The organism is Thioclava sp. FR2, from assembly GCF_051200875.1.
Taxonomy (GTDB): Bacteria; Pseudomonadota; Alphaproteobacteria; order Rhodobacterales; family Rhodobacteraceae; genus Pseudotabrizicola.
This window is the reverse complement of the sequence record NZ_CP195191.1, coordinates 3,904,158-3,930,774: the sequence shown is the minus strand read 5'-3', so window position 1 is coordinate 3,930,774 and position 26,617 is coordinate 3,904,158. Positions and strand designations below refer to the sequence as shown.

The following is a 26,617-nucleotide window of genomic DNA, read 5'->3' as shown; positions in this document are numbered from 1 at the left end:
CCCTAGTGGATGGAGGTGCCAATGACCCGAAATGACTGGCTGATGATCTTGACCCTTTCCATCCTTTGGGGAGGGTCTTTTCTTTTCGTTGAAATTGGACTTGAAGCCTTGTCAGTGCTTCAGGTTGTCTGGTTGCGGGTAAGTCTGGCAGCCTTGACGCTGGCCGCCCTGCTTCCCGTTCTGGGAGTGGCTTTTCCGCCGCTGAAAGTTTGGCCTGCAGTTCTGGGAATGTCAGTCCTCAACAACATCCTGCCTTTCACATTGATTGCGACGGCACAGGGTGAAATCACCGGATCACTTGCATCTATCCTGAATGCCACAACTCCGCTCTTTACACTTGTCATAGCCCATCTTGTGACCGACGATGAAAAGATAACCAAGGCAAAGGCTTTGGGCCTGATCCTCGGATTTATTGGCGTGGTCGTGATGGTTGCAGGCTCAACAACAGGCGGAGGCGTTTGGGCCATATCCTGTTCTTTGCTGGCAGCGCTGAGTTATGGCTGCGCGGGTGTCTATGGCAGACGATTCAAGAATATGGCGCTGCCACCACTTGCAACGGCTTTTGGTCAAGTCGCGGGTTCTTCCGTATTGCTGCTTCCCGCCCTGGTGCTTTTTGCCCCCCTTTCAGAGGTCGACTGGCCTGAATTACGAGTGGGAAGTGCTATTTTCGCCTTGGCTGTCTTTTCTACGGCCTGGGCTTACCTATTGTTCTTCCGCATCCTTGCTTCGGCAGGCGCGACGAACTTATCCATTGTAACCTTCCTGATCCCGATCAGCGCCACGACCATGGGCGCGTTGGTTCTGGGCGAGAGGCTGTTACCGCAGCATATCGCTGGCTTCCTTTTGATCTGCACCGGGTTGATCGTGATTGACGGAAGGTGGAGAAAATGGCGCAAGAACTAAGCGATCGTGACTGGGGAAATTTACTGGCGCGACGACAAACCGGTCAGATCTATGTGGTAAAGACGACAGGCATTTTTTGCCGCTATGGTTGCGCATCCCGGCCCCCAAGACGTGCCAATGTGTTGCTTGTCAACGCTACTGGAGAAGCAACGACGATGGGCTACCGCCCGTGTAAGAAATGCTGGCCCGATGTTCGAAAAGCGCAAGAATAGGTGCGCAACAGGGCCAGTTTAGGGCTTCCACTGAAGGAAATTTGCAATAATGCGTAGACCTGTCTGCTGCGATTTCTCGGGGTGGAACTGGGTTCCAGCCATAGTGTCGCGCCCGATAATGGCGGTGATATCGCCTGCGTAATCACAATGCGCCAGTCGCTCGGCAGGCTTGTCGACACGGAAGTGATAGGAATGAACGAAATAGGCGTGATCGCCCGTTTTGATGCCATCCAACACAGGATGCGGATGGTCGATCACCAGATCATTCCACCCCATATGCGGCACTTTCAGGCGCGGGTCCGCAGGTGTGATCTTGACCACCTCACCTGACACCCAACCGAAGCCTTGGGTATCCTGATATTCCCTGCCCCAAGTTGCCATCATCTGCATCCCGACACAGATGCCCAGAAAGGGCCGCGCCTTCCGGGTGACAACATCCTCAATTGCTTCGAACAGGCCCCCATAAGACCCAAGCGCCCGGCGGCACGACGGAAAGGCCCCATCCCCAGGCAAAACAATCCGATCTGCACGCGCGACATCTTCAGGACGGGATGAAACGATAACATCACCGGCACCGGTCTCAAGCGCCATACGCTGAAACGCCTTTTCCGCAGAATGCAGGTTGCCGCTGTCATAATCGACAAGTACCGTCAGGGCCATGTTCTCTACTTTTCTTCTTCCTATGAGGTCATTTCCCCTGCCCAAACCACTCAGGACTTGGACAAGGCTCACCTAAAGAAAATCTGACACTCTTTCACAGACTGCCTTTTGTCGACGGCAGAACGCCCGCCATCCGAGCATCCGGCTCTACTGCCATCCGTAATGCGCGGGCCACAGATTTGAATGCGGCCTCGGCAATGTGGTGGCTGTTCAGGCCATGTATCAGATCGACATGAAGCGTAATGCCACCGTGTGTAGACAGGGCTTGAAAGAATTCACGGACGAGTTCCGTATCGAACGTCCCAATTTTTGCGGTCGGGAACGCCACGTTCCACACAAGAAACGGGCGGCCAGACAGATCAAGCGCCGTCACCACCTGAGTGTCATCCATGGCGAGGTTGAAATGGCCATAGCGCCGAATGCCCTTCTTGTCTCCCATTGCCTTTGTCAGAGCTTGACCAAGCGCAATGCCACAATCCTCGACCGTGTGGTGATCATCTATGTGAAGATCACCATTCGCCGATAACGTGATGTCAATCAGCGAGTGACGGGCCAGTTGATCCATCATGTGATCGAAGAAACCCACGCCGGTCTTCACTTCATAGCGTCCAGTTCCATCAAGATTGATCGAGACGGAAATCTGGGTTTCTGCGGTGTTACGAATAACGTCTGCGATGCGCATGGGTAGGCCCCTTCTCTATGCAGCGCCTTATAGGCTTTCTCTGGCTTTGTTGAAAAGGGAAGATGGCGGCCAATTCCGCATCGTTTCGCAATCGTTGCCCAATCGCCGAACCCTCGTGGCCTCTTCGGCACAGGAGCATCATCTCGTTTTCCAGACAGCTACCTGTTCTTTTGTCTGGCGGAAAACCGGTCTAAGGTTTCGCCAAGCAATTCAAAAAGGGTCTCGAATGCCCAACTTCCCAGCCACACCGAATGACTACACAATCATGGCCATCGGCCAAAAGGGGCGGCTGCAATATGAGGCAATCCTACTCGCAGGCTCGTTGCGCCTGACAAATCCGGATTTCAAAGGGCAACTGATCATCTGCGAGCCGCAGCGTGGACCACTGTGGACGCAAGACCCGGTGATGGACCCAGAGGTTCGAGACCTCTTACAGTCTTTGGGCGCAGAGATACTTCCCTTTGAAAACAAGATTTTTGGTCAGAAATACCCATATGGCAACAAGATTGAGGCGCTCTCTGCCCTGCCTGATGCACCCTTCTTGTTTCTAGACACGGATACGCTGATTACGGGCGATCTTGGAGCGGTCGGTTTCGATTTCTCCCGGCCATCTGCCAGTATGCGGCGCGAGGGAACTTGGCCCCAGATCGAACTGTATGGGCCCGGATACGCGGAAATCTGGAAGTCATTGTACACGAAGTTTTCTTTGGACTTTGACTCGTCCTTGGATCTGTCGCAGCCAGACGAATATTGGCAACGCTACCTTTACTTCAACGCAGGCTGGTTCTTTCACGAAAGCCCCACACGGTTCGGTGCTCGTTTCTTGACCTATGCAAAGGCAATTTTGGACACTCCGCCGCCAGAACTGGTTTTACAGGAATTCGACCCCTGGCTGGATCAGGTCGCTTTGCCCTTGGTCATTCATTCCTTTTCCGGCGGACGGCCAGGCCCAGAACTTGCCGGCTTGGATGGAGACGTGACATGCCATTACCGCACATTGCCGCTGCTTTATGCCCGAGAATCCGACAGGGTCGTCGAGGTGTTGGAAACCGTGGCCGAGGACAAGCCGCTGCGGCGCATCCTTCGTGATTACTCACCGGTCAAAGCGATGGTCTACCAGAACAAAGGCAAGAAGGCGCGAGCACTGTTTGACCGCGACGATCTTCCACGGCGAGAGCAAGTTATCCGAAACACCCTGCGCCGGAACGACCTTTGGCTACGCTAAGACTGGCCAGAGGCTGAGCACCAGAAGCACTGCCATTGTCCGGTTGAAAATCCGAAGGCGCGCATTGCTTGTCAGCCAGAGCCGAAGGTTCTGCCCCGCCAGAGCCCAGACGGCGACCGAAGGAAGATTGACAGCGCAAAAGGTCAACGCAACCAACGTGATGCTGGCCGGGCTGCCATCGCCACCGTAGACCGTCACCGCGGAGAGGGCCATCGCCGCAGCCTTTGGATTGACCCATTGAAATGCGGCGGCCTGAACAAAACTCAGAGGCTTGCCACGATCCTCCCCCTCACGCGGCGGGGCGGCGTTTGCAATCTTCCAAGCCAGCCAGAGCATATAGAGTACAGCCGCAACTTTAAGCGCAAGGATAACCAAGTGCCACTGGGCAAGCAATTTAGCGAGCCCGATCCCGACCAAGAATACCATGAAAGCATGGCCAAGGCTGATGCCCAGCATGTGGGGGAGCGTGCGGCGAAAGCCAAAGTTCACCCCAGACGCCAGCAACATCATGTTGTTCGGACCGGGTGTAATCGAGGTGGCGAAGGCAAAGCCGATAAGGGCGAAGATAAGTTCCTGTGTCATTCACAATAAATCGCGCAAAACAAGGCGATTTAAATTGCAAAAATTCCGCCTGATTGCCATATTCTGCAACAAATGGCGAAACTTGACCAAATAAATCACCGGATATTGCAAGAATTGCAAATGAACGCCCGACTTTCCAATCTGGAACTTGCGGATAGGGTTGGCTTGTCGCCATCTGCCTGCCTGCGACGTGTGCAAGAGCTTGAACGCTCTGGCGTGATCAAGTCCTACAGGGCTGTAATTGATCCCGGGAAGTTGGGGATTGGATTTGTGGCCTATGTCACAGTGGGCCTGAACACTCATACCAAAACATCACAAGAAGCCTTCGAGCGTGCGGTCGCCCGCGCTCCGCAGGTTACTGAATGCCACAACATAACCGGTACGGTAGAATATCTTCTGCGCGTCGAAGCCGAGGATTTGGCCAGTTATAAGCATTGGCACACCGAAGTCTTGGGAGTGCTGCCGCAGGTGCAGTCGATAACCACCTTTGTCGTTATGGGCAGCCCGAAAGACCTGCGCGCCTAAAGCAGTTTCAAGTCGTCGGCCAGCCACGGCCACCGGCTCAGGGCTGGTGTCAACACGGCCGCATTGACCGCCGCCTGAAACGAACGTGCAACTTCGTTTGGCAGTTTACCCATCGCGCCAGTGCGGGAAATTAGCGCGATCGTCCGATGCATGGTGCCGGCGCCCAAAGGTTCGACCGACAGGTCATTCTGAAAGCGGATGGCATGGTGAAGCGCCAAAGGCGTAAGGATTGTCCACCCCTGCCCTCGTGCCACCAGTGCAAGCACTGCATTGTAACTGTCCAACTCAAAACGAATGGGATAGCGCGAACCTTGTTGTTCTAAATATGTCGCGATCTGGCGCCCCATCAAATGGCGTTGCGAATAGAGAATGAGCGGCACCTCACCACCACTTCGCGGCCGAACACTGACAAACGGATCTTGCAGCAAAGGAAAGCTACTGCGTCCAGTGATTTCGCCTTCACCAAAGGCCGTCTTGGCGGCAATCACCAAATCAAGTGCCTTGTGATCCAATTGATCGAGCAATCTATGGCTTGGTCCGGTTTCCAAAAGAAAGCGCGTTTCCGGCATGCTGATGGAAAGATCAACCAATAGCCTTGGTGTAACTTCCGCTTCAAAATCTTCAATCACGCCCAACTTCAACGTCACCAGGCGCGCGTGATTTTCTTCAGAAAGGTCCGCCCTCGCCTCTGCCTCGACATTATGGATCAGTTGCGCGTGGCGGCGAAAAATCTGCCCAGCCGAAGTTAATGCGAACGGGCGCGACCCTCGATCAAAAAGCGTTGCCCCAAGAGTGGCCTCAAGACTGGCCAACTGTTGACTGACAGCGGGCGGTGAAATGCCCAAACGCTTTGCCGCCGCTGTGATTGATCCTTCTTCAGCGACAGCAAGAAAGATGTCGATCCCCCACAGGGTGACACGGCCCTGAGTTTCGGGCATGGCCGATTACATCTTGGAAAGTTTCTTTTGAAGTTCAGCCAGCTGTTTCTTAATCTGCGCCAGATCATCCGTGCCCGGCGTCTCGTTGCCACCCTCTTCCTTTGCCGGCCCCGAGCCAGACCATCCAGCCATTCCACCCATCATCGACTTCATGAAGGCTTCTTGCTGCTTGCGCATGGCCTCAAACCCGGGCATGGCGGACATCGGGTTAGGGAACGAGTTCAGATTTTCCATCATCTTGGACTGACCTTCGCGCAGCATTTCAAAGCTGGCGGCCAAAAACTGGGGCACAATCGACTGAACATTCGTGGTGTAGCTGCGAACCAAGTCGTTCAGGACCGAAATCGGCAGAACATTTTCGCCCTTGGATTCATGTTCAGCGACAATCTGCAATAGATACTGCCGTGTCAGGTCATCACCGGACTTCAGATCAACAATCTGAACTTCGCGGCCTTCTCTGATGAAACCCGCAATGTCCTCGAGGGTCACATAGTCGGAAGTTTCCGTATTGTACAAACGGCGGCTTGCATAGCGTTTGATCAACAGCGGCTTGTCTTTGTCAGCCATGTTTCCCTCCCAAGTCTTTTTGCTTGTGCAGAGAAGTTTACGCAGGCGCAAAACAAAAGCAAAGCATTACGGTGATGCAGCAAAAAAAATGCGGGCCCCGGAGGGCCCGCTAAAATCGTCACGCCGCTGGGAGGAGGTGCAGCACGACGCCCTTTCGGGAAATTACTTCGCAGCTGCAGCAGCTTTCTTAGCAACCGAAGTCACTTCGGCGGTTGCTTTCTTGACAGCGGCGGTTGCGTCTTCCGAGAAGTCTTTGCCAGCGGCCAGCATCAGCTCGACGGTTTCCATCTGAACTTTCTTGGCAACTTCAGCGAAGGCAGCCATGTTCTCAGCAGCCAACTCGGCAGCAGCCGAAGCGAAATCGGTAGCTGCTTTGGTGTAGTCGGTCGGCTCGGTCTTGGCCTTCGACAGGTCAGACATCTTCACGATGGTTTCCTTGGCCCACTTGGCCGAGATTTCGGTCGACTTTTCAGCGGCTTCCAGAGCCACTTTCGACAGCTTCTCGCCCATAGCGGCCTGGGTTTTGAATGCGTTCTGCACAGCAGCGGCGTCAACCGGGAAGGAAGCCATCATGTCCTGCATAACTTTGGTGAAATCCGGGGTCTTGGTCATTTCATTGCTCCTGATCATCCGGGCTCATCATCCCGTTTCGATGAACAATATATACATGCTGCACCGCAGCATTTCAATGATTTTTCTGCAATGCAGCAATTTTTTTATCAAGACCGCTAACGTGTTGAATAAGAACGCGAAGTGACGCAAGCGCCCTTCGCGTTATGGTTGTTACACCTCAGTCGTGTCAGGCTTTGCCACTACATAAGTACCCGGAGCGGGGCACAGAACTGGGTTAGTCGATTCGCCGGGAATGCGTGCGGCAATCTGTTTTCCCGACTGCTTCTTGAGCCAATCAGCCCAACGTGGCCACCAGCTGCCTTTGTTGAAGGTTGCACCTTCTTTCCAGTCTTCCGGTGCGCCGGCGATTTCGGCATCGCTCGTGTAATGGCCGTATTTATCTTTGCTGGGTGGGTTGATGATCCCGGCAATATGGCCGGATTCAGACAGGATAAAGGTCTTGTCCTTCGAACCCATTTGGCTCACGCCATTAAAGCACCCGCGCCAGTGTGCGATGTGGTCGGTCTCACAAGCGATAGAGCACAGTGGTACCTTGACTTCACTCAGACTGACAGGTTCACCAAATACCGGGAAAGTCCCTTTGGCCAAACCGTCTTGCTGGCAAAGGCCACGAAGATATTCGACAGCCATTCGGGCAGGCAGGTTGGTGCCGTCGCCATTCCAGTACAGCAGATCAAAAGCCGGTGGTGCTTCTCCCATCATGTAGCTCTTGATGGCAGGCTGATAGATCAGGTCGTTCGAACGCAAGAAACTGAAGGTCCGGCCCATGAAGAACTTGGACAAGATGCCATCACGGGCCGATTGCCGTTCAATACCATCCACAAAATCATCTTCAAGAAAGACCCCAACCTCACCCGGGTCGCTGAAATCGGTGAGGGTGGTGAAAAAGGTCGCCGATTTGACAGAGGTATCACCCACGCGCTGCAAATGCGCGAGGGTCAAGCTGAGCGTCGTTCCGGCGATACAGTAACCAACGGCGTTGATCTGCTTTTCACCTGTGATCCGGCGAACCTCGGCCATCGCCCGCATGTATCCGTCACGGATATAGTCATCCATTCCGACATCGGCATAGCTGGAATCCGGATTGACCCACGAGACGACGAACAGGGTAAAGCCCTGATCCACGATCCACTTGATCAGCGAATTCGCTGGCTTCAGGTCCATGATGTAGAATTTATTAATCCAAGGCGGGAAGATCAGGATGGGCGTCTGAAAGACGTTTTCGGTCGTGGGCGCATATTGGATGAGCTCCATCATCCGGTTTCGGTAGACGACCGAACCCTTGCTCGTGGCGATGTTCTCGCCAACCTTGAACGCTTCCTTGTCGGCAAGCGTCACCAATAGATCGCCATTGTTTGCTTCGATATCCCGAACAAGGTTTTCAAGCCCCTGCACCAGGCTTTCACCATCGGTGGCAACAGCTTTCTCAAGCGCATCGGGGTTCGTGCCCAGAAAATTGGTAGGCGAGAACATATCGACGATTTGACGCGTAAAGTATTCGACACGTCGACGGTCTGCTGGGTCAAGTGATTCCATATCCTGAACGGCATCAGACATGGCTTCTGAATTCAGCATGTATTGTTGCTTAAGGTAATTGAACGCCGGATGCGTATCCCACAGCGGATTGGAAAAGCGCCGATCCTTTGGCGAAGGATCGTCTGGCGGCGACAGATCGCCGCGTACCAGCTTTTGCTGAACCTCGACGTAATGTTTCAGCGTTTTGCCCCAATAGCCGACCTGGCGCTCCAGTATTTTGGCAGGATTCTGCATCATTTCAGCGAAATAGGCGGCTGCAGCCTTGATATAGACATCCGATGATGGACCGGCCAGGGCTGCATCCGCTTGCTTGCGTTTGGAAAGCGCCACCATCAACCGCTGCGTCAATTCTTCAACACGCGAGAGGTTAGCCTGCAAACGCTCCAACTTTAGTGCTGCGTCGTTCTCGTCTGTTGTCATATGAATTTTTCCATCCTATCGTGCCGCTGTGCAGCATTAGTCAAATCTGCTTTGCAGCATAATACAGCATAACGTCGCGCTACCGGGGGGGAAAGCGACGAATTGGCCGGGGCCCTCCCCGAATGGAGACGCGAATGAAATACATGATGACTTACGATCTCATGGAAAGCGCCCGGAACACCAACGAATGGCTGGGCGCCACCGCACGGGCAATGGCCTCTTACCCTGCTTTTGCCTTATCCATGAACCCCCTGTTCCAGATGACCGCCGCATGGGGCGAAGTCACGGAGCGCACCTTTGCCCGTATGGTCGCGAAGCCAGACTGGGGCATCCGCTCGATCGTCGGACCGGATGGCCAAGATCACCTCGTCGACGTGAAGACGGTGGTTGAACGCCCTTTCGGCGACCTCATCCAGTTCTTCGTTCGGCGTCGTGCGCCGATGAAACGCAAGGTACTGTTGGTTGCCCCGATGTCGGGTCACTATGCCACTCTGCTGCGGTCGACGGTCCATTCGCTGCTGCCTGATTGCGATGTATTCGTGACGGACTGGCATAATGCCCGCGATATCCCGGTCAGCGCCGGAAAGTTCGATGTCGAGGACTACACGCTATACCTCGTTGATTACATGCGCCACCTTGGCCCTGACACTCATGTCATCGCCGTTTGCCAGCCGGTTCCCCTGACGCTTGCGGCTACCGCGTATCTGGCGGGTGAAGACCCAAAGGCGCAACCGCGCAGCCTGACGCTGATCGGTGGCCCAGTTGACCCGGATGCTGCCCCTACGGAAGTGACCGATTTCGGCAACCGCATCACCATGGGCCAGTTGGAACAAATCGCAATTCAGCGTGTCGGCTTCAAATATAAAGGCGCAGGCCGTCTTGTGTATCCGGGGCTGTTGCAGCTTCACAGCTTCATGTCGATGAATGCGGACCGCCACTCGAAGGCCTTTACCGACCAGATTATGCGTGTTGCGCGTGGCGAAGCGTCGGACCACGACGCCCATAACCGCTTCTATGACGAATACCTTGCCGTGATGGACATGACGGCTGAGTTCTACCTTTCGACCGTCGAGCGTGTTTTCAAGAACCGCGAAATCGCGAAAAATGAATTCGTTGTGGCTGGAAAGAAAGTCGACTTCGCAGCGATTACCGAAGTTGCGGTCAAGATCGTTGAAGGTGCCAATGACGATATCAGCGCACCAGGCCAATGCCTTGCCGCGCTGGATCTGTTGACCAACCTTCCGGACTCGAAGAAAGCAAGCCACCTAGAGCCGGAAGCCGGCCATTACGGCATCTTTGCTGGCAAGTCTTGGCGTCTGAACATCCGCCCGCTGGTCCTGAACTTCATCGACCAGAATTCCGAAGCTCCCGAACCGGCACTAGCTAAAGGAAAACCCGAGATCAAGCTGGCAAAAGCCTGATCAACGCAAGATCATCGGACCATTCAGGAAAGCCTCGATGGCGGCACAGACCGCCTCGGGGTTTTCTAACATTGGTAAGTGTCCAGAATTCGGAATGACCTTTAAAACGGAGCGCGGCATCAGATCTCGCGCGAATTCCTGACGCCGCAAAGGCACAACCGTGTCATGCTCGCCAGCCACGAAAAGAGCCGGAATTTCGGCCTTCCGCAGCGTCTTTTGCTGGTCAGGTCGCCTTTGCAGGGCGCGACATTGCCGAAGATAGACGCCTTCGCCCAAGCCATAGGCCATGTCGCGCAACAGCAATTGAAGCGCCTCTCGATCTGGCGACGCCCACAACGCACTCTCTGGCACATCGTCAGCAATCGCTTGCTTCAGCCGCCCCGCCTTAGCCGCAACCATTCTCGCTTCGCGGGTGGCTGCCACCTGCGGAGGCTCGGAAAGCGGGTCGGTTGCCAAAAGAATTAGTCTGCTCACCCGTTCGGGCGCGCGCCGCAAAATATCAAGCGCAACGTTGCCGCCAAGCCCGTGTCCAACGATAGCAAACCGCTCTGGGGCAGCGTTAAGCGCCTGCTCCGACAGCTTTTCCACTGTATCGCCATCACCGGTAAAGACAGACACAAACCGCCCTGTCCCCAAAGTTACCATCTGGGGAAGAAAGACCCGCGCATCCTGCATCAGGCCCGGAATGAAGAGGATGGGTTCTTTCATGCTAGGGTCATGTGGTGTTAGAGGCCCTTGATCCAATCAACCATAATTTCTGCGGTCTCATCTGTTTGGCCGGGGCTCAGGATACGACCGGCAATCACATGGGAATTCGGATCATCCCCTTCGCCCATCGTCCGCCTCTCTTCTTGCACGCCGCCAGCCCAACTGTCACGCACTGAAGGAATGGCCGAAACGTCAACGACCTTGTCATCAGGCGAATAGAGGAACAAGGCTGGCACCTTTGCCAGACTGTAATCCGATGCCTTGGCCTCACGGATCAAGGCGGCCATCGGAAACAAGGCAAGCGTGGGGTAATCTGTGGTCCAGTATTTATCATGCTCGGCATTTTCGGTTGCAAAGCCCCTGCGGTCCCCCGCTACGATCGGTCCCCATACCCTTGCCCACGGCAAATCAAGAATCTTTGCCGCCGGGTTGGCGACACCAAAGTTCGGAGAGACAAGGATATAACCTGCAACGTCCTTGGAAAGCACCGGGTCCGTTGCTCCGATGGCTGCAAGCGTTGCCCCGGTCGATGTCGCCATGACGATCACGCGATCACCAATTCGACGGCCTATTTCAACCGCTTCCGCCAGATCCTCGATCCAGTCCCCCGCACTTGCCTCAGCCATCGCATCCCCAGTACGCCCGTGGCCGGCCAGTCGAGTAAAGAAAAGATTGGCGCCAATGGCTTGTGCGACCTGATCCGGCACGGGCCGGATTTCTTCGGAAGTTGCGGAAAACCCGTGCACGTAGACGATGCTGAAGTTGGTCTTCGCCCCCACCTCTCCTGCCCAAAGCACACGCTTTTCAACACCCGGCCTGATGTCAGCAAACTTTGCCTCAGCCGCGGCCAAGTAGGCAGAAACATCGGCGCCAATCGCGTCGGGTTCGAACGCAATCTCCCGGTCGACCACATCCTGTGGCGCTGTCAGCCAAGCCAAGGCCAAAAGCGCAAAAATCAGCACAAGAAAACGGCCCAATACTCTACCGAATTGCCGCATCCTTCCCCCCAGCCAGAATGTCGTCGATTGCGGCCGTGATCATGGAGAGGCACGAAGGCGTTGAAAAGCGATGATCGTCGCCCTTACTCAGGGTTAACCTGATATCCGGCCCTTCGGCGTGATCCAAAAGCCGCAACGCCACAGAAACGGGCACATCAGTGTCCGCCGTCCCCTGTAAAAGGCGAACAGGAAAAGGCAAGGAAAGCCGCGATCGCAAAACCAACCTATTGCGCCCTTCCTCAATCAGACGTCGCGTGATGACATAGGGTTCATCAGAATAATCAGAAGGCAGTTCGACACGGCCCTGCTCAGTCAAAGCCAGTTTCTGCACATCCGAAAATCCACCCCACATGCTGTCTTCGGTAAAATCCGGGGCGGCTGCAATGCCCACCAATCCGGCAACCCGTTCAGGAATGGTTTTCGCAACCAAAAGCGAAATCCAGCCTCCCATGGATGAGCCGACCAAAACTTGCGGCCCGTTTGTCAGGGCAGCAATCACAGCCAGAGCATCTTCAAACCAATCACCAATCGCACCGTCCAGAAAAGCGCCAGAAGACTGCCCATGGCCTGAATAGTCAAATCGCAGGAACGCTCGTCCCTGAGACTTTGCCCAATCCTCAAGGTAAAGCGCCTTGGTACCTTCCATGTCCGACCGAAAGCCACCAAGGAAAACCACTCCGGGGTCTTGTCCGATGGTCTGATGGTAAGCAATGCGCCGGCCTTGTGCGGTGCTCAGATAGTTCGTCATGCGATCCTCCGATGTTCTCCCGGTTTACCCGCGGAATGCAGACCTGTCAGCCCTCGCCGATGCTTTGCGCTAGAACACGGCTGATCGTATTGAAGTTATGACCACTTTCGTCTTTCCAGCGATTGAAGGCCGCCTGAATTGCCGCCAACGCCTTTTTGCTCGTCGCTGGGCCAGAAATGACCCCTTCAGCAGTCAATCGTGCCACCACATCGCGCGACAGGATGAAGCTTTCCTTCCCCATAAAACGCAGAACGTATTGTCCCGTCGTTCCACCCAAGCGGCTGCCGTTGCTGGCCAACCAGTCCAGAAGTCCAACGAAATCACTTGCAGGCCAATGAGCGATTTTGGTGGCGAACCCGCCTTCCTTTTCGCCGACCCTGCGGATGAAAGACGCATTTTCCCGGATGGCCAGTATTTTCGGACCAGAGCGGATCACACGGCGATCATTCACCAGTTCAGATAGGCGATCCTCGTCAAACATGGATACTTTGCCGACGTCAAAGCCTTCAAAAGCCTCGGTAATCTCGGGCCATTTGGCGTCTACCACTTGCCAACTGATCCCGGCCTGAAAAATCCCTCTGGCGATCTGGGAAAGCCACCCACTGCTTGGAATGGCAGCCAGTTCTTCGTCCGATTTGGGTTTGGTTGCAGCAGCCATTACTGCTTCTGCACTTCCTTTGCGGCGCACGGCCTCGGCCAGAATATCCTCAAAGCTCTGCATCAATACTCCCCACGCATTTGGGTCAGCATGCACACAAGCCCGCGCCGCAAACAACAATGCGATAAACAGGTTTGCTTAAAAGGGGAAAAACACCCCGCCTATCTTGACCTTGATCATCGAAGGGTTCACAGAAACGAACGATACATAACCCGCAACCGGGCGTTCCGTGGGCGCCAAACCGACGAGGAGGAAGGCTGATGAGCCAGATTTCCCTGACATTCCCCGATGGCAATATCCGCCACTATGAGGCGGGTGTCACCCCGTCGGAAGTGGCGGCCTCAATCGCGCCATCGCTGGCCAAAGCCGCGATCTCCGCGCAGGTGAACGGCGCCCATTGGGACATGGCTTGGCCAATCACCGAAGATGCCATGATCGCCATAAATACGATGAAAGATGATGGACCGGCGTTGGAACTGATCCGGCACGATCTGGCCCATATCATGGCCCGCGCGGTGCAAGAGATTTGGCCGGACGTAAAAGTCACCATCGGCCCGGTCCGCGACTATGGTTGGTTCTATGACTTCGATCGCGCTGAACCCTTCACGCCCGAGGATCTCGGCCAGATCGAAGCGCGGATGAAGCAGATCATCAATGCGCGCGAACTTGTCAAAACCGAACTTTGGGATCGTGAGCGCGCTCGCAAATACTACGAAGATCGCGGCGAGCCTTTCAAAATCGAACTGCTGGACCGAATTCCTGAAGGTGAAAACATCCGCATGTATTGGCACGGGGACTGGCAAGACCTCTGCCGTGGCCCGCATCTTCAGCACACCGGACAGGTGCCTGCCGATGCTTTCAAGCTGACGCATGTGGCTGGTGCCTATTGGCTGGGTGACGCCACGCGCCCACAACTGCAGCGCATTTACGGCGTGGCGTTCAAGAATCGCGACGACCTGAAGGCCCATATGACCATGCTGGAAGAGGCCGCAAAGCGCGACCACCGAAAGCTTGGGCGCGAAATGAACCTGTTCCACATGCAGGAAGAGGCACCGGGCCAGATCTTCTGGCACCCGAATGGCTGGAACATCTATGTCACCTTGCAGGACTACATGCGCCGCCAGCAGCGACGCGATGGCTATGTCGAGGTGAACACTCCGCAAGTGGTGAACCGCAAGCTGTGGGAAGCTTCGGGGCATTGGCAGAACTACCGCGAGAATATGTTCATCGTCGAAGTCGACGAAGAAGGAGCGCGGGAAAAGGTCATCAACGCGTTGAAGCCGATGAACTGCCCCTGCCATGTACAGATTTTCAACGTCGGCCTGAAAAGCTATAGAGACCTGCCAATCCGAATGGCCGAGTTTGGCTCCTGCGCGCGGTATGAACCTTCGGGCGCATTGCACGGCATCATGCGCGTGCGCGGGTTCACTCAGGATGACGCGCATATCTTCTGCACGCTGGATCAGGTTGAATCGGAATCGAAGAAGTTCATCGAATTCCTTGCGCGCATCTATTCAGACCTCGGCTTTGACAAATGGCGAGTGAAGCTCTCGACCCGGCCGGACAAGCGCGTGGGATCGGACGAAATCTGGGACAAGATGGAGACCGCCCTCGCCAATGCCTGCAAGGCGGCAGGATACGATTATGAGCTTTTCCCCGGTGAAGGCGCCTTCTACGCACCAAAACTGGAGTTCGTCCTGACCGACGCCATCGGTCGCGATTGGCAGTGCGGAACGCTTCAGCTAGACCCCAACCTGCCGGAGCGGCTGGATGCCAGCTATATCGGCGAGGACGGCGCCAAACACCGCCCCTTCATGCTGCACCGCGCCTGCCTTGGATCTTTTGAACGGTTCATCGGCATTCTGATCGAAAACCACGCGGGCAAACTGCCGTTCTGGCTGGCCCCGCGTCAGGTGGTCGTGGCATCAATCGTCTCGGACGCAGACCCGTTTGTGGCTGAAGTCGTCGAGAAGTTGACCCTTGCCGGGATTCGGGCAGAGGCCGACATGCGGAACGAAAAGATCAATTACAAGGTGCGCGAACATTCCGTGGCGAAGGTTCCGGTGATCTTGGCTATCGGCATGAAAGAGGTTGAAGAGAGAACTGTTTCAGTCCGCCGCTTGGGTGAAACACAAACCCGCACGGTTGCTCTGGATCAGATCGTCGCGGAACTCGAGGCCGAAGCACTGCCGCCGGACCTTCGCTGAACTAACCACTTGAAAACAAAAGAAGGCGTCGGATGGTCTGGCGCCTTTTTCGTTTCTGATCGCGCTTCCGTTACAGGCTTCACGGCAGTTTTTCCTCTCATTTACGTGACTGTTCCGGCCACGTTTGCCTCGTCATGGTCTGCTCATCGCCTTGATGCGATCAACCCTGAGAGAGGAACTGAACATGTCGTACCAAGTGAAAACCCTTGCTGCCGCTGGCGCCTTGGCTGCTGCATTTGCTGCTCACATCGCCACCCCGGCTGCTGCCGAGGGCGAAATGGAAAAATGCTTTGGCGTGGCCTTGGCTGGTCAGAACGACTGCGCCGCCGGACCGGGCACAACCTGCGCTGGCACCTCGAAGGTCGATTTCCAAGGCAATGCCTGGAAACTGGTTCCAGCCGGGACCTGCACCACGATGGAACTGCCCGAAGGCCGTATGGGCAGCCTTGAAGCTCTTGAGCGTGACATGCCGGCATAAGGTCGGAAACGTGACGGGGGGGGCTTTGCGCCCCCCTGATCGATTGGCGAGGCCAATCGATCTCCCCCGCAGAATATTTTCACCAAGATAAAGGGCCGATCCTATGTTCGATCAAATGCGTGAAAGGCTGCCAGCCGCTCCGGGAGTGGGATACAAACCCCAGCATTTTGCAGAGATCATGGCAGATCCATCCCCGGTTCAATGGCTGGAAATTCATGCTGAAAACTACACGGGCCTAGGTGGTCGCCCCTTGGCGCAATTACGGCATTTGGCCGAGCGTTTCGCGATCTCTGTGCATGGCGTCGGCTTGTCGATTGGCGGCGAAAATCCTTTGGATGCAGAACACCTGCGCCGTCTGAAGTACCTTTGTGATTGGCTTCGCCCGGCCAGTTTTTCCGAGCACCTGGCTTGGTCGACACATGACGGCGCTTTCTTGAATGATTTGCTGCCACTGCCCTACACCCAAAGAACGCTGAAACGCGTTGTTGACCATATTGACCAAGTTCAGGCGATCCTCGGTCGTCAGATGCTTTTGGAAAACCCGTCGACCTATCTGGCCTTTGCGGAGACAGAAATGGATGAGGTCGAGTTTCTTGGCGAAATCGCCCGCCAAAGCGGCTGTGGTCTGCTGCTGGATGTCAACAATGTCCATGTTTCTTGCACAAATCAGGCATGGAATTCAGATGACTATCTTGATCGCTTCCCGCTTGATCTGGTCGGAGAGATCCACCTTGGTGGCCACGACACCGACGAGGCGGACCACGGGATGCCGCTGCTGATTGACGCTCATGGGTCCGAAGTCTCAGACCCGGTTTGGGCGCTTTACGCCCGAACCATCGCTAAAGCGGGCGCGCGACCGACGCTGATCGAATGGGACAACGACGTTCCGGAATGGCCGGTTCTTGCCCAAGAGGCAGCACGCGCAGAACAAATTCTGGACTCTGTGAGATGACGCAGGCTTCTCTCGCCCAAGCCCTTTTGGATGGCGGTTTTCCACTTCCAGCTGGTCTTGTAGATCCGTTTGGCCGAACAGCAGAGCGACGGTTCAACGTTTACCGCAATAATGTTGCGGTTGGTCTGACGGCCGCATTGGAAGACGGCTTTCCGATTGTTCGCAAGATTGTGGGGCCGGAATTCTTTGCCGCCATGGCTGGGGTGTTCCTGCGCGCTCACCCTCCGACTTCCCCCATTCTTCTTCGCTACGGCTCCGAGTTTCCCACATTTCTAACGGGCTTTACTCCAGTGAAAGAGCTTGCCTATCTGCCGGATGTGGCACGCTTGGAATACGCGCTTCGCGAAAGCTATCACTCCGCCGATGTGCCACCGGTCGCGATGAAAGACCTTGCGGCCTTGGGGCTGGAAAATCTGCTGACCAAGCGTGTCAGACTGGTTCCGTCTTTGCGGTTCTTGTCGTCCAACTGGCCCGTTTTTTCCATCTGGCAGGCCAATGTCCATGACACGCCCCTGCGCAGCACCGAAGCAGAAACTGTTTTGGTCTTGCGGCCCGATTTTGACCCCTACCCAGTCCTTTTGCCAAAAGGCGGAGCCGAAATGATTCAGGCGATCCTTGAGGGCAAGCCGCTCGGGCAGGCCTTGGCGCTTGGGTCGGAAGTCGCGGCCAGCGCGCTTCTCTCGATCCTTTTGCAGGGGCAAGCAATTACGGAGTTCGTAGAATGAACCGCTTCTTTCAAGCCGATGACGATGTTTCCGCGTTCTTCTCTGCAAAGGCGGCTGATCTCTTGCCCTTTTTGGCTCGGTTGATCTTTGCGTTGGTTCTGGCGGGCTACTTCTGGTCATCGGCCCTGACAAAATTCGACGGGCCGTTCTCGCCTTCGGTCGGTGCCTATGCTCAGATCTTTCCTCGTGCCTTTGAGACCGCAAATTACAATCCGCAGGCCTTTGGTCTTTGGCCGTGGGCCGTGGTAATGGCCGGTGCCTATGCCGAGCTTGTCCTGCCCCTGCTTTTGATTTTCGGGTTGCTGACCCGGATCGCATCGCTGGGGATGATCGGATTCATCGTGGTGCAAAGTTTGACGGACATTGTCGGGCATGGGGCGGATGCCGCGACGATCGGTCGATGGTTTGACCGGGTTCCCGATGCCCTGATCCTGGATCAACGGGCCCTGTGGATGGGGTTACTGGCAGTGACTCTGATCCACGGCGGTGGGCGAATTTCGATAGATGCAGAGCTACGAAAATGGCGTTCGACTTGGCGAAAACCAGCTTCAAACTAGGAAAAACACATGAATTCGGGGGGATCGCCCCCTGATTCTGCTTGATTTATGTCGGGACTGCGGCATCCTGCCTTGTTGTGACGACAGACTTTCTGCCCGCCTCTCTGACCGAAGGCCTGAAATCTGGCTGCACGGCCCATGGCAATTCCGCTGTGGGAGGACTTGAGAGGAGAGACGGATGGCCACTGGCACCGTGAAATGGTTCAACGCTACCAAGGGCTTTGGTTTCATCGCGCCCGATGACGGCGGAAAAGACGTATTCGTTCACATCTCGGCTGTCGAACGCGCCGGGCTTAAGGGTCTGAACGACAACCAAAAGATTTCCTACGAACTGCAATCCGGCCGTGATGGCCGTTCGTCGGCTGGCGATCTGAAACTGCTCTGATCCTTTCGGGAGCGAAATTCTGGACGGCCCGCGCCGAGATGGCTGCGGGCCGTTTTTCGTTTAGCCCAGCCAGACGGATTGCGCGGCCTCGTCCCAGGCGATGGTCCAGCGGCCTTCGTGTTCGATCACGGGGCGCTTCATGACGGTGGGCTGCTCGGCGATCTGAACCTCGGGGTCCGACTCTTTCAAAAAGGCGTTGAAACTGCGGTAGGTGGGCGAGGTCTTGTTGATCGCCCGGTCGCCGAATTCCTGAACGATCGCCGAGATTTCAGCCTCGGACAGGGGCTGGGCGCGGACGTCGCGGAATTGGGGATCGTGGCCCGCGTCTTTCAGGGCCTTCATCGCCTTTTTGCAGGTGTCGCAGGTTGGGATTCCATAGAGGATCATCGGCGGGCCTTTCCTAGCGTCCCCGTCGGGGACGTTTTTTAATCCAAGCAAAATCAATTGCTTAGAAATTCGTTTTCATAACTTTTTAACACATACCCCGTCTGAGCCTGTCTGTCACGCGGCCACCATGCGGGTGATCGTGACCCCGGCCCATGCCGAAAATGCCGTCAGAACCGCGCCCCAAGTCGTATCGGTCACGACCATCGACCAATGCCAATCACGCATGATGGCGTAACTGGTGAATTCATAAGTGCCATAGGCCATCGCACCAATCACGGCGGCAGGCAGCACCAAGGGAGCACCGGATTTCAGGGCTGGCCAAGACACAAGATAAAGCAACCCGGCGACATAGGCGGCGTAGAACAGTGCTGCCGGACCAATCCGGATCGGATCGGCCATCAGGGCCCCGATATGGCGCGAAAAAAGAGGCTTCATTACCAAGGTCAGCATGATTGCATCGACCACCAGAAAGACCACGGCGGTTGAGACATAGAGGATTGCGGCTTGCATTTGGCTAATCTCCTTTGTCCCGAAACTAGCGCCAAGTCGGCCCGCGCAAAGAGGGTCGGGGAAATTTCCAGCAACGGTCAGGAGAGAAGGATCACCAGCCACGCCACGCCACCGGCAATGGCCGTCAGCGCGACCGCGGCAGACCCGCAATCCTTGGCCTTTTTGGCGTGGGGGTGAAGATCGCTCGAAATGTAATCGACAACTTCTTCTATTGCCGTGTTCATCAATTCGGCGGCAAGAACCAGCAAACCAAGCCCAAGGATGACGGCCCGTTCCGCCCCCGTAAGATCAAGAGAGAAGGCCAAGGCAGCCGAAGCCACGTTGATCAATGTCCATTGCCGCAGCGTCTTTTCGGTGGCCCAAGCTGCCGTCCAGCCTTGCCATGACCAGATGACGGTGTTGGTCAGGCGCTGCGCTTCGGATCGGATCAGGTCACGCATTTTGCTTTTCCCAAGCTGCTAGAAATTCGCGGGTGCAGGTGACAACATGGGCGAAGCGGTCGCCCCCCAAATGGACACCGCCATACCAGCGGGTGACGACAACGACCGTATCGGTCAGGGCTTCGCGTTCCAGCATTTTCAGGATGACCGCCCCTGCCCCGGCTTCGCCGTCGTCATTCTTGACCGGGCCTTCGTCCGATAGAATGACAGCCCATGTGTTATGGGTTGCCTTGGCGAATTTCTTGGCGCGTTTGAGGGTTTTCAGGAAATCGTCGACGCCCTGACGGCCTGATACGGTTCCGCCCGACACGGCATAGCGCGACCCCCGGTCGCTGACGACATTCATGAGCTGCAGCATTGTGTTCCTTCCCCGCGACGACAGTGGCGCGGGGCGAAGGCAACGTCAACGTGGCAGTCAGTTTCGGAACGACAGCGCCTCGAGCGGTTGTTTGTTGGGGCAGAATACTGGAAGGCAAGGAGAGTGTGCGGCCGACGCGAGCCAGCTCATGCAGGCTTGCTTTTGTTGGCAGGCCTGACAGCGGTCAACAAGAACAGCCAGTTCAGGCCGGCTGAGCCAGCCATCGACGACAGCGGTGGTCAGGCTGACCCCCAGAATACGCGCCATTCCCCGCGTCAGTCCCCAAGCAACGGGGGCTTCTGAATATCCGATCATCGTATGCATCCCTTGTTGCAGAGGATGGCGCACGGCATTGCCACCCGAACATGCCCCCAGCCTGAGCCAGCCGGGGACGGGGCGCTTTGACGCAGATCAAAACCGGCGCGGACTGCGGTCCGGAGTTCCGACCGTTTTCGAAATTGCGTCGTTGACCGCGACTAAGGCCTCGATCTGGTCTTCATGCAGATCGGAGGAACGGGCATCTTTCAGAGCGCGGTTTGATTGGCGCACCGCCTCGGGTCCGAAATCGGCAGGAGAGATTTCGGCCAGCATCAGAAGGCATTTCTGGAGCCGCATCTGGACCGAGAATTTGCCAGCCCCGTCATGGGAAATTGCCGGGAAGATATCATCGAAGAGATCGCTGATCGGCAGTTCCGGGACAAGGATTTGCTGATGGCTGGGGTCTTCGGCCTTCTCTTCTGCCCAGATAGACAAAAGCCGGACCGCGCGGCCCAGAACGTCGATGGCAGTGCCGGGGTCATTGACAGCCGGGGACAGCGCGCGTTCGGCAATTTCGGACAGAACGCAGATGCCAAAGCGGGGGTCTTGGTCGAAGCTGCGGGTGGTATCGACGGTAAAGGCGGAACAGAGGTCGCTGTCCCTGCTGTCTGGAATGTCGGGATGCACCCAAAGCGCCGTCTTTTCAGGGTGCAAGAACACCCCCGGCAGGATGGCAAGCTGGATCATCGGTCGCGATTGCCCTTTGGTTGAGGTGCGGATGATCTCGGACAGATGGGGCATGTCGATATGGCAGAGATAGCCGGTTTCGGGGATGCAAAGCGCACGCCAGTTGGGGGGAGCCGTTTCATGTCGGGTCGCGATGCCACCCAAGGCTGGTTGGCGTGCCCTTTCGCGCAGGGCTTTGGCGGCGGCGCGTTCGACCCTGTCGGTGGTATCTGCGACCCGGCCAAAGGTGGTCAGGTGGTGGATCCAATGGATCAGCGCGATGACAACCAGTGCCGTGACGGCGATGGTCGCAAAGAACAGCACCAGAAGGCCGGAATCGCTGAAGGCGCTGGCCTCGATGCCGATGATACCGACGATGGAAAAGAGAAAGGCCCCGATGAAGGTGGAAAGAACGGTTTGGGCCGTGCGGTCCTCGAGCAGCAGTTTCACCGCGCGGGGCGTCACGGCGGCGGTTGCGCCGGAATAGGCCGAAACCATGATGGAGAGCGAAAAGGTCGTGACCGCCAGCATGGACGAGGCAAGGATGCCGAGAAGGCCACGGACGGCGACGGCACCGGTGGCCTCAACCCAGGCCGAGGGCAGTTGCGGTCCGATCAGGCGGGCCAGCGGCACCAAAGCCACGCCTAGCACGGCATATCCCACGGCGCGGACCCAAAGTTTGCGTCGAAGGCTGCGGAACAGAAAGGCAAAGCGGGTGTCAGACATGCGGGGTCCCGGATTGGTCGAAGGAAGGGGCAGGCTAATGCGTTTTGCGTCTGTGACGAAACGAAAATCTGGGGCTGGGCCTTAGCGGGATGCTGGCTGTGCCACAGAGTCCGACTGGGTCGTCACAAGAGGAACGCGCGAGGGCCCGCTGTGGTTTCCCCGGCTTCAGCGATAGTTTTGGACGACCCGGCGAACGGTTTCCTTGCGCTGGGAGTTTCCCGGATGGGTGCCCAGGAACTGGTCGCCCGGATCGGGAAGCCGGTCAAAGAAGGCCGAGCCACGGATCGGGTCAAACCCGGCTCTGAGCGTGATTTCCGCGCCCAGCGCATCGGCCTCAAGCTCGAAATCCTTGGCATAGGTGCGGGCACCGAAGGTGGCGCCCGCCTGCTGGGCGGCGCGGATCTGTTCTGCGGTGCCGCCGGTGGCCGAGGCAAGGATGCCCGCCAGAACCGCAGTGGTCGTGGCAGTTTGCTGGGTCTGCGGGATATGGTTTGCGATGTGATGCGCGGCTTCGTGACCGATGACGAAGGCGACCTCATCGGCGTTGCGGGCATCGGCGATCAGGGCCAGCGTGAAGCCGACGACAGGGCGGCCTTCGGGGTCCAGCGTCTGAAAGGCGTTTGGCGGCTGACCGGGGCGATCATCCACCACGATCAGAAAGTCGCAATTCGCCCGGGGCCGGGTTTCGCGGCAGACCTGTTCGGCGACGGGTTCCAGCACATCGACGACCGAGACGAAATTCTGCGCGGCCTCTTCGGGTGAAAGCTGGCCATCGGTTGGATAGGCCGGGGCCTGCGGCTGCATCGCGCCGGGGCTGACAGGCACACAGGCGGACAGGCCAGCGGCCAGCGCGAAGGCGATGAGGACGATACGCATGGTTCTGCTGCGACTCTTCTTATTGTTTGAGGCAGGATAGCAGGATGGGCGGCGGGGAAAAGAGCGGCTCACGCGATGGTGCATGTCGCGTTTGGGATTGAGGCGGCCTTGGGCTTCTGCCAGCCTGCCCTGCGAGAGACCCCAAAATGAAAGCCCATTCCATGTCTGCGCTGATTGCCCGCTATGCCGACCAGATCACCCATATCAAAGCCCCATCCCGCGACGAGGCGGTCGAAAGCGGTGCGATTGCCGAGACGGTGAAAGCTGTGTTGGCCGATGTCCGCGCCGGCGGCGATGCCGCTTTGCGCAGGCTTTCGCAGCGCTTTGACGGCGTCGCGCCCGAGCGCTTTGAGGTCACGGCAGAGGAACGCGCAGCCGCTGTCGCCAAATTGGACCCGCAAACGCGCGCCGACACGGAATTCGCCATTGCCAATGTGCGCGCCTTTGCCGAGGCGCAGTTGAAAACGATCCTGCCTTTGGAAGTGGAACCCCTGCCCGGCCTGCATCTGGGCCATCGCGTGATCCCGATCCGCACGGTGGGCTGTTATGTTCCCGGCGGGCGCTATCCGCTGCTTTCGGCCCCGATCATGACCTTGGTTCCAGCCAAGGTCGCTGGCTGCAAGGAGGTGATCGCCTGCCTGCCGCCGAATGCCCATGAGGCGATGATTGCAGGTTGCCACCTGTCCGGCGCGGACCGGATCTTCCGCATCGGGGGTGCGCAGGCGATTGCGGCGATGGCCTTTGGCACGGAAAGCGTGCCTGCCGTGGACAAGATCATGGGTCCGGGGAATGCCTATGTGAATGAGGCGAAGCGGCAGGTTTTTGGTCAGGTCGGGATCGACGCCTTGGCGGGGCCATCCGAGATTTATATCGTTGCCGATGAGACCGCGCGGGCCGAAGTGGTGGCAACCGACCTTTTGGCGCAGGCCGAACATGATGTGCGGACGCGGGTTGGCCTGATCACCACCGACCGCGCCTTGGCCGAGGCTGTGCTGACCGAGGTGGAGGCGCAACTGGCGACCCTGTCCACCGCGCAGGTCGCTGGCGTGGCTTGGCGCGATTACGGCGAGGTTGTGCTTTGCGCCAGTGAAGAGGCGATGATCGCCTATTCCGAGCACATCGCGGCCGAACATTTGCAGGTACATACCCGCGACCCCCATGCCACGGCGGGGAAGCTGACGAATTACGGATCGCTTTTCATCGGCGAGCGGGCGAGCGTCGTTTATTCCGACAAATGCTGCGGCACCAATCACACCCTGCCGACGATGGGCGCGGGCCGCTATACCGGCGGGCTTTGGGTTGGGTCCTATGTCAAGATTTGCACCCATCAATGGTTGACGGATGAGGCCGTGCGGGCCGTCGCCCCACCGGCCTGCCGCCAAAGTGCCTCGGAAACTTTGGAGGGCCATCGCCGCGCTGCGGCGCTGCGGCTGCAAAGCAACATGCGGTCCTGAGCGTAATTCCTCTTGCCGCCCGTCCGAAACCCTTTCACGATGGTCCCATGTTTACCATAGAACACGAATTCGACTCGACCGTGATTACCCTGATTGACGAGGGTCATGACGGTTTGATGGAAGATGTCACCATCTTGGCCTTTGACGATTGCGTCGTCTTGGAGCAGGAAGATGCCATGACGGGCGAGGTTGTGCGTGTGTCACTGTCGATGACACAGTTGAGCGATCTGGCGGCGGCCTTGGATCTGCCGGAGGGCAGCTATCGGCTGGAGCGGCCCAAGAAGGACTGAGGCTTTCCCAAATGACGCGGCAAGGGGGCTCTGCCCCCTTTAACGCGGCTTGACCAAGGCCAAGCCGCTGATCCCCAGGGATATTTTCGCCAAGATAAAGGTAAGCGCCTTAGTCGAGGCGGAAGGTTTTGTCGCGTGCCGTGGCCCCACGGATCAGGGTCAGTCGGGTTTTGGCCACGCCAAGGGCCGTGGCGAGGGCTTCGGTCACGGCAGCGTTGGCGCGACCCTCATCCGCCGGGGCGGTGACGGCGATGCGGAAGGTGCCGTCCTCGAACGAAAGGCCGGGTTTGCGCGCCCGAGGCGTGGCGCGAACCGAAAATTCGGCACCGGGCTGGGCAAGATCGGCGTGCGAGCCTTTGGACATGATGTGCCTCCTGCAGTTGGGCTTAGCCGTGGCATGGCAAGGCTGCAAGCGGCGCGGATGGTCTCTGGCAATCGGGGCGGCGAATGCTTAGCTTTGGCGCAAAGACACAGGAGTAGTTCATGCCCGAACGCAATCAGGCCGCTTTCGATTTTATGGCCAGCCGCAGGTCCTTGCCAGCAAAGACCTTTATCACCCCGGTGCCGTCGCGGGCCGAGTTGGAAGAGATTTTGACTGTCGCCTTGCGGGTGCCGGATCATGGCAAGCTGGAGCCGTGGCGGTTGATTGTGGTGGACCGGGCCGCGATGGCGCGGTTGGCCGATCTGGCAGAGGCGCGGGCGCTGGAATTGGGGGGCGATGCCGAGAAAGTGGCCAAGGGGCGCGGGCAATATGATCTTGGGCAATTGGCGGTGGTGGTGATTTCAAGCCCGAAGCCGGTGGAAAAGATGCCGGCAGCGGAGCAGGTCTTGTCGGCTGGTGCCCTGTGCATGAACATCGTTTCTGCGGCGACGGCGGCAGGCTGGGGCGCGTGCTGGCTGACCGGCTGGCCCGCGCATGATGCAGAGTTCTGTGCGCGCGCCTTTGGATGCGAGGGCGCAGAAACTGTGGCGGGGATCATTCATATCGCGACTGCGCCCGTCGTGCCGCCGGATCGGCCGCGGCCCGATTTGTCGAAGGTTGTGAGCTGGGCCTGAGCGATGATTTTCGGTGATTTCCTGAAGGCGCTTGGGCAATTGGGCGACCGGCGGTTTCGGCGGGTTCTTTGGATTGGCGTCTTGTTGTCCCTGGCCCTGCTGGTGGGGGTTTACGCGCTGTTTCTGCTGTTCATCCAGTGGGCCACGCCCGAGGTGATCGAGATCCCCTTTGTCGGGCCAGTCGGGGGGGTGGACACGCTTTTGTCCTGGGGTTCGGCGCTGTTCATGATCGGGCTGTCGGTGTTTCTGATGATGCCGGTGGCGTCGGCCTTTACCGGGTTCTTTCTGGAAGATGTGGCACAGGCGGTGGAGGATCGGCATTACCCGTCGCTGCCGCCAGTCAAGCGTATGGCGTTCCTAGACAATCTGGTAGAAAGCCTGAATTTCTTTGGGCTTTTGATTGCGGTCAACGCCGGGGCGATCCTGCTTTACGGCTTTGCAGGGCCGTTTATTCCGGTGGTCTTTTGGGCCGTGAACGGTTTCCTGTTGGGACGGGAATATTTCACCATGGTTGCGGCGCGGCGGTTGGGTCGGCAGGGCGCAAAGGACTTGCGGTCTGCACATGCGGGCAAGATCTGGATGGCAGGGGTGCTGATGGCCGCGCCTTTGTCGGTGCCGCTGGTCAACCTGTTGATCCCCGTGCTGGGGGCGGCGACGTTTACCCATATGTTCCATAGGTTGCACCGGGTCTAGGGGGGTCAGCCCCCTGCCCCCTTCGCTTGCGCGAAGGGGCCTCCCCCCGGGATATTTTGACCAAGATAAAGGTCTGAGCACAGGAAGAAAAAGGGCCGCCCGGTTAGGGGCGGCCCTTATGGT

General features: G+C 57.3%; 34 protein-coding genes. 15 read left to right on the top strand and 19 right to left on the bottom strand.

What is annotated here, in order from left to right; genetic code table 11:
- Positions 1 to 21: 21 nt before the first annotated feature.
- A complete protein-coding gene (locus ACSBLW_RS19120; RefSeq protein ID WP_435258184.1) occupies positions 22 to 903 on the top strand; it encodes a DMT family transporter in 882 nt (293 codons plus the stop codon).
- Positions 888 to 1,115, top strand: a complete 228-nt coding sequence (locus ACSBLW_RS19115; RefSeq protein ID WP_435258183.1) for an Ada metal-binding domain-containing protein — start codon at positions 888 to 890, stop codon at positions 1,113 to 1,115. The genes ACSBLW_RS19120 and ACSBLW_RS19115 overlap by 16 nt, the downstream gene beginning before the upstream one ends.
- Before the next feature lie 18 nt (positions 1,116 to 1,133).
- Here the strand turns inward: ACSBLW_RS19115 and hisH are convergent, their stop codons facing one another.
- Together hisH and hisB are read right to left on the bottom strand one after the other, a co-directional pair.
- On the bottom strand, positions 1,134 to 1,775 hold the full coding sequence (hisH, locus tag ACSBLW_RS19110; protein ID WP_435258182.1) for an imidazole glycerol phosphate synthase subunit HisH: 642 nt from the start codon (positions 1,773 to 1,775) through the stop codon (positions 1,134 to 1,136).
- A 94-nt stretch (positions 1,776 to 1,869) separates the two neighbouring features.
- Positions 1,870 to 2,457 (bottom strand): imidazoleglycerol-phosphate dehydratase HisB, encoded by a 588-nt coding sequence (hisB, locus tag ACSBLW_RS19105; RefSeq protein ID WP_435258181.1) that lies wholly within the window; start codon positions 2,455 to 2,457, stop codon positions 1,870 to 1,872.
- 226 nt (positions 2,458 to 2,683) lie between these two features.
- Here hisB and ACSBLW_RS19100 point away from each other — a divergent pair, with 226 nt between their 5' ends.
- Positions 2,684 to 3,682, top strand: coding sequence for a hypothetical protein (locus tag ACSBLW_RS19100; protein WP_435258180.1), 999 nt, complete (start codon positions 2,684 to 2,686; stop codon positions 3,680 to 3,682).
- On the opposite strand, the gene ACSBLW_RS19095 is transcribed toward ACSBLW_RS19100, so the two are convergent.
- Positions 3,674 to 4,264, bottom strand: a complete 591-nt coding sequence (locus ACSBLW_RS19095) for a LysE family translocator (protein WP_435258179.1) — start codon at positions 4,262 to 4,264, stop codon at positions 3,674 to 3,676. The genes ACSBLW_RS19100 and ACSBLW_RS19095 overlap by 9 nt on opposite strands.
- A 72-nt stretch (positions 4,265 to 4,336) precedes the next feature.
- On the opposite strand from ACSBLW_RS19095, the gene ACSBLW_RS19090 reads away from it, so the two are divergent.
- Entirely contained in the window at positions 4,337 to 4,789 is a 453-nt protein-coding gene (locus tag ACSBLW_RS19090) for an Lrp/AsnC family transcriptional regulator (protein ID WP_435258178.1), read from the top strand.
- Here the strand turns inward: ACSBLW_RS19090 and ACSBLW_RS19085 are convergent.
- The 4 genes from ACSBLW_RS19085 to phaC form a co-directional block, all read right to left on the bottom strand.
- Positions 4,786 to 5,727: a LysR family transcriptional regulator gene (locus ACSBLW_RS19085; RefSeq protein WP_435258177.1), complete on the bottom strand. Its 942-nt coding sequence runs from the start codon at positions 5,725 to 5,727 to the stop codon at positions 4,786 to 4,788. The two genes, ACSBLW_RS19090 and ACSBLW_RS19085, sit on opposite strands and share 4 nt — an antisense overlap.
- A 6-nt stretch (positions 5,728 to 5,733) precedes the next feature.
- Complete coding sequence (gene phaR / locus ACSBLW_RS19080) at positions 5,734 to 6,294, bottom strand: polyhydroxyalkanoate synthesis repressor PhaR (RefSeq protein WP_435258176.1); 561 nt, start codon at positions 6,292 to 6,294, stop codon at positions 5,734 to 5,736.
- A gap of 162 nt (positions 6,295 to 6,456) precedes the next feature.
- Complete coding sequence (locus ACSBLW_RS19075; protein WP_435258175.1) at positions 6,457 to 6,906, bottom strand: Phasin; 450 nt, start codon at positions 6,904 to 6,906, stop codon at positions 6,457 to 6,459.
- Positions 6,907 to 7,077: 171 nt separating this feature from the next.
- Complete coding sequence (gene phaC / locus ACSBLW_RS19070; RefSeq protein WP_435258174.1) at positions 7,078 to 8,883, bottom strand: class I poly(R)-hydroxyalkanoic acid synthase; 1,806 nt, start codon at positions 8,881 to 8,883, stop codon at positions 7,078 to 7,080.
- 134 nt (positions 8,884 to 9,017) lie between these two features.
- On the opposite strand from phaC, the gene phaZ reads away from it, so the two are divergent.
- A complete protein-coding gene (gene phaZ, locus ACSBLW_RS19065; protein ID WP_435258173.1) occupies positions 9,018 to 10,304 on the top strand; it encodes a polyhydroxyalkanoate depolymerase in 1,287 nt (428 codons plus the stop codon).
- On the opposite strand, the gene ACSBLW_RS19060 is transcribed toward phaZ, so the two are convergent.
- From ACSBLW_RS19060 to ACSBLW_RS19045, 4 genes are read right to left on the bottom strand one after another with little or no spacing between them, the layout of a single operon-like run.
- Positions 10,305 to 11,012 (bottom strand): alpha/beta fold hydrolase, encoded by a 708-nt coding sequence (locus ACSBLW_RS19060; protein ID WP_435258172.1) that lies wholly within the window; start codon positions 11,010 to 11,012, stop codon positions 10,305 to 10,307.
- Positions 11,013 to 11,029: 17 nt separating this feature from the next.
- Positions 11,030 to 12,010, bottom strand: coding sequence for an alpha/beta hydrolase (locus tag ACSBLW_RS19055; protein WP_435258171.1), 981 nt, complete (start codon positions 12,008 to 12,010; stop codon positions 11,030 to 11,032).
- Positions 11,994 to 12,758 carry an alpha/beta hydrolase gene (locus ACSBLW_RS19050; protein WP_435258170.1) on the bottom strand — a complete coding sequence of 255 codons (765 nt, stop codon included), beginning with the start codon at positions 12,756 to 12,758 and terminating at the stop codon, positions 11,994 to 11,996. The genes ACSBLW_RS19055 and ACSBLW_RS19050 overlap by 17 nt, the downstream gene beginning before the upstream one ends.
- Positions 12,759 to 12,804: 46 nt before the next feature.
- Positions 12,805 to 13,479 (bottom strand): DNA-3-methyladenine glycosylase I, encoded by a 675-nt coding sequence (locus ACSBLW_RS19045; RefSeq protein WP_435258169.1) that lies wholly within the window; start codon positions 13,477 to 13,479, stop codon positions 12,805 to 12,807.
- Between the two features lie 197 nt (positions 13,480 to 13,676).
- Between ACSBLW_RS19045 and thrS the strand changes: the two genes are divergently transcribed.
- The 6 genes from thrS to ACSBLW_RS19015 all read left to right on the top strand — a co-directional run bounded on the left by thrS (position 13,677) and on the right by ACSBLW_RS19015 (position 18,720).
- Positions 13,677 to 15,623, top strand: a complete 1,947-nt coding sequence (gene thrS / locus ACSBLW_RS19040) for a threonine--tRNA ligase (protein WP_435258168.1) — start codon at positions 13,677 to 13,679, stop codon at positions 15,621 to 15,623.
- Between the two features lie 184 nt (positions 15,624 to 15,807).
- Positions 15,808 to 16,101, top strand: a complete 294-nt coding sequence (locus ACSBLW_RS19035; RefSeq protein ID WP_435258167.1) for a BufA1 family periplasmic bufferin-type metallophore — start codon at positions 15,808 to 15,810, stop codon at positions 16,099 to 16,101.
- A gap of 103 nt (positions 16,102 to 16,204) precedes the next feature.
- On the top strand, positions 16,205 to 17,053 hold the full coding sequence (gene bufB, locus ACSBLW_RS19030) for an MNIO family bufferin maturase (RefSeq protein ID WP_435258166.1): 849 nt from the start codon (positions 16,205 to 16,207) through the stop codon (positions 17,051 to 17,053).
- On the top strand, positions 17,050 to 17,778 hold the full coding sequence (locus tag ACSBLW_RS19025; protein WP_435258165.1) for an HvfC/BufC N-terminal domain-containing protein: 729 nt from the start codon (positions 17,050 to 17,052) through the stop codon (positions 17,776 to 17,778). Before bufB ends, ACSBLW_RS19025 begins: the two co-directional genes overlap by 4 nt.
- A complete protein-coding gene (locus ACSBLW_RS19020; RefSeq protein ID WP_435258164.1) occupies positions 17,775 to 18,335 on the top strand; it encodes a DoxX family membrane protein in 561 nt (186 codons plus the stop codon). The genes ACSBLW_RS19025 and ACSBLW_RS19020 overlap by 4 nt, the downstream gene beginning before the upstream one ends.
- A gap of 178 nt (positions 18,336 to 18,513) precedes the next feature.
- A complete protein-coding gene (locus ACSBLW_RS19015) occupies positions 18,514 to 18,720 on the top strand; it encodes a cold-shock protein (protein ID WP_435258163.1) in 207 nt (68 codons plus the stop codon).
- A 60-nt stretch (positions 18,721 to 18,780) separates the two neighbouring features.
- Here the strand turns inward: ACSBLW_RS19015 and ACSBLW_RS19010 are convergent, their stop codons facing one another.
- The 7 genes from ACSBLW_RS19010 to ACSBLW_RS18980 all read right to left on the bottom strand — a co-directional run bounded on the left by ACSBLW_RS19010 (position 18,781) and on the right by ACSBLW_RS18980 (position 23,001).
- On the bottom strand, positions 18,781 to 19,107 hold the full coding sequence (locus ACSBLW_RS19010) for an arsenate reductase family protein (protein WP_435258162.1): 327 nt from the start codon (positions 19,105 to 19,107) through the stop codon (positions 18,781 to 18,783).
- A 114-nt stretch (positions 19,108 to 19,221) separates the two neighbouring features.
- Complete coding sequence (locus tag ACSBLW_RS19005; RefSeq protein ID WP_435258161.1) at positions 19,222 to 19,617, bottom strand: DUF2177 family protein; 396 nt, start codon at positions 19,615 to 19,617, stop codon at positions 19,222 to 19,224.
- Positions 19,618 to 19,694: 77 nt separating this feature from the next.
- Positions 19,695 to 20,057 (bottom strand): diacylglycerol kinase, encoded by a 363-nt coding sequence (locus ACSBLW_RS19000; RefSeq protein ID WP_435258160.1) that lies wholly within the window; start codon positions 20,055 to 20,057, stop codon positions 19,695 to 19,697.
- Positions 20,050 to 20,415: a YigZ family protein gene (locus tag ACSBLW_RS18995; protein ID WP_435258159.1), complete on the bottom strand. Its 366-nt coding sequence runs from the start codon at positions 20,413 to 20,415 to the stop codon at positions 20,050 to 20,052. Before ACSBLW_RS18995 ends, ACSBLW_RS19000 begins: the two co-directional genes overlap by 8 nt.
- 57 nt (positions 20,416 to 20,472) lie before the next feature.
- Positions 20,473 to 20,730, bottom strand: coding sequence for a DUF6455 family protein (locus ACSBLW_RS18990; protein WP_435258158.1), 258 nt, complete (start codon positions 20,728 to 20,730; stop codon positions 20,473 to 20,475).
- Positions 20,731 to 20,826: 96 nt separating this feature from the next.
- Positions 20,827 to 22,125: a DUF2254 domain-containing protein gene (locus tag ACSBLW_RS18985; RefSeq protein ID WP_435258157.1), complete on the bottom strand. Its 1,299-nt coding sequence runs from the start codon at positions 22,123 to 22,125 to the stop codon at positions 20,827 to 20,829.
- A 165-nt stretch (positions 22,126 to 22,290) separates the two neighbouring features.
- Entirely contained in the window at positions 22,291 to 23,001 is a 711-nt protein-coding gene (locus tag ACSBLW_RS18980; RefSeq protein WP_435258156.1) for a M48 family metallopeptidase, read from the bottom strand.
- Positions 23,002 to 23,147: 146 nt separating this feature from the next.
- Between ACSBLW_RS18980 and hisD the strand changes: the two genes are divergently transcribed.
- Together hisD and ACSBLW_RS18970 are read left to right on the top strand one after the other, a co-directional pair.
- Complete coding sequence (gene hisD, locus ACSBLW_RS18975) at positions 23,148 to 24,455, top strand: histidinol dehydrogenase (RefSeq protein WP_435258155.1); 1,308 nt, start codon at positions 23,148 to 23,150, stop codon at positions 24,453 to 24,455.
- 47 nt (positions 24,456 to 24,502) lie between these two features.
- The gene (locus ACSBLW_RS18970; protein WP_435258154.1) at positions 24,503 to 24,745 is read left to right on the top strand and encodes a hypothetical protein; all 243 of its coding nucleotides are present in this window, start codon (positions 24,503 to 24,505) and stop codon (positions 24,743 to 24,745) included.
- 109 nt (positions 24,746 to 24,854) lie between these two features.
- On the opposite strand, the gene ACSBLW_RS18965 is transcribed toward ACSBLW_RS18970, so the two are convergent.
- Positions 24,855 to 25,109 (bottom strand): DUF167 domain-containing protein, encoded by a 255-nt coding sequence (locus tag ACSBLW_RS18965; protein WP_435258153.1) that lies wholly within the window; start codon positions 25,107 to 25,109, stop codon positions 24,855 to 24,857.
- 119 nt (positions 25,110 to 25,228) lie between these two features.
- Here ACSBLW_RS18965 and ACSBLW_RS18960 point away from each other — a divergent pair, with 119 nt between their 5' ends.
- Together ACSBLW_RS18960 and ACSBLW_RS18955 are read left to right on the top strand one after the other, a co-directional pair.
- Positions 25,229 to 25,801 carry a nitroreductase family protein gene (locus tag ACSBLW_RS18960; RefSeq protein WP_435258152.1) on the top strand — a complete coding sequence of 191 codons (573 nt, stop codon included), beginning with the start codon at positions 25,229 to 25,231 and terminating at the stop codon, positions 25,799 to 25,801.
- Positions 25,802 to 25,804: 3 nt separating this feature from the next.
- Positions 25,805 to 26,494 carry an EI24 domain-containing protein gene (locus tag ACSBLW_RS18955; RefSeq protein ID WP_435258151.1) on the top strand — a complete coding sequence of 230 codons (690 nt, stop codon included), beginning with the start codon at positions 25,805 to 25,807 and terminating at the stop codon, positions 26,492 to 26,494.
- Positions 26,495 to 26,617 lie beyond the last annotated feature (123 nt).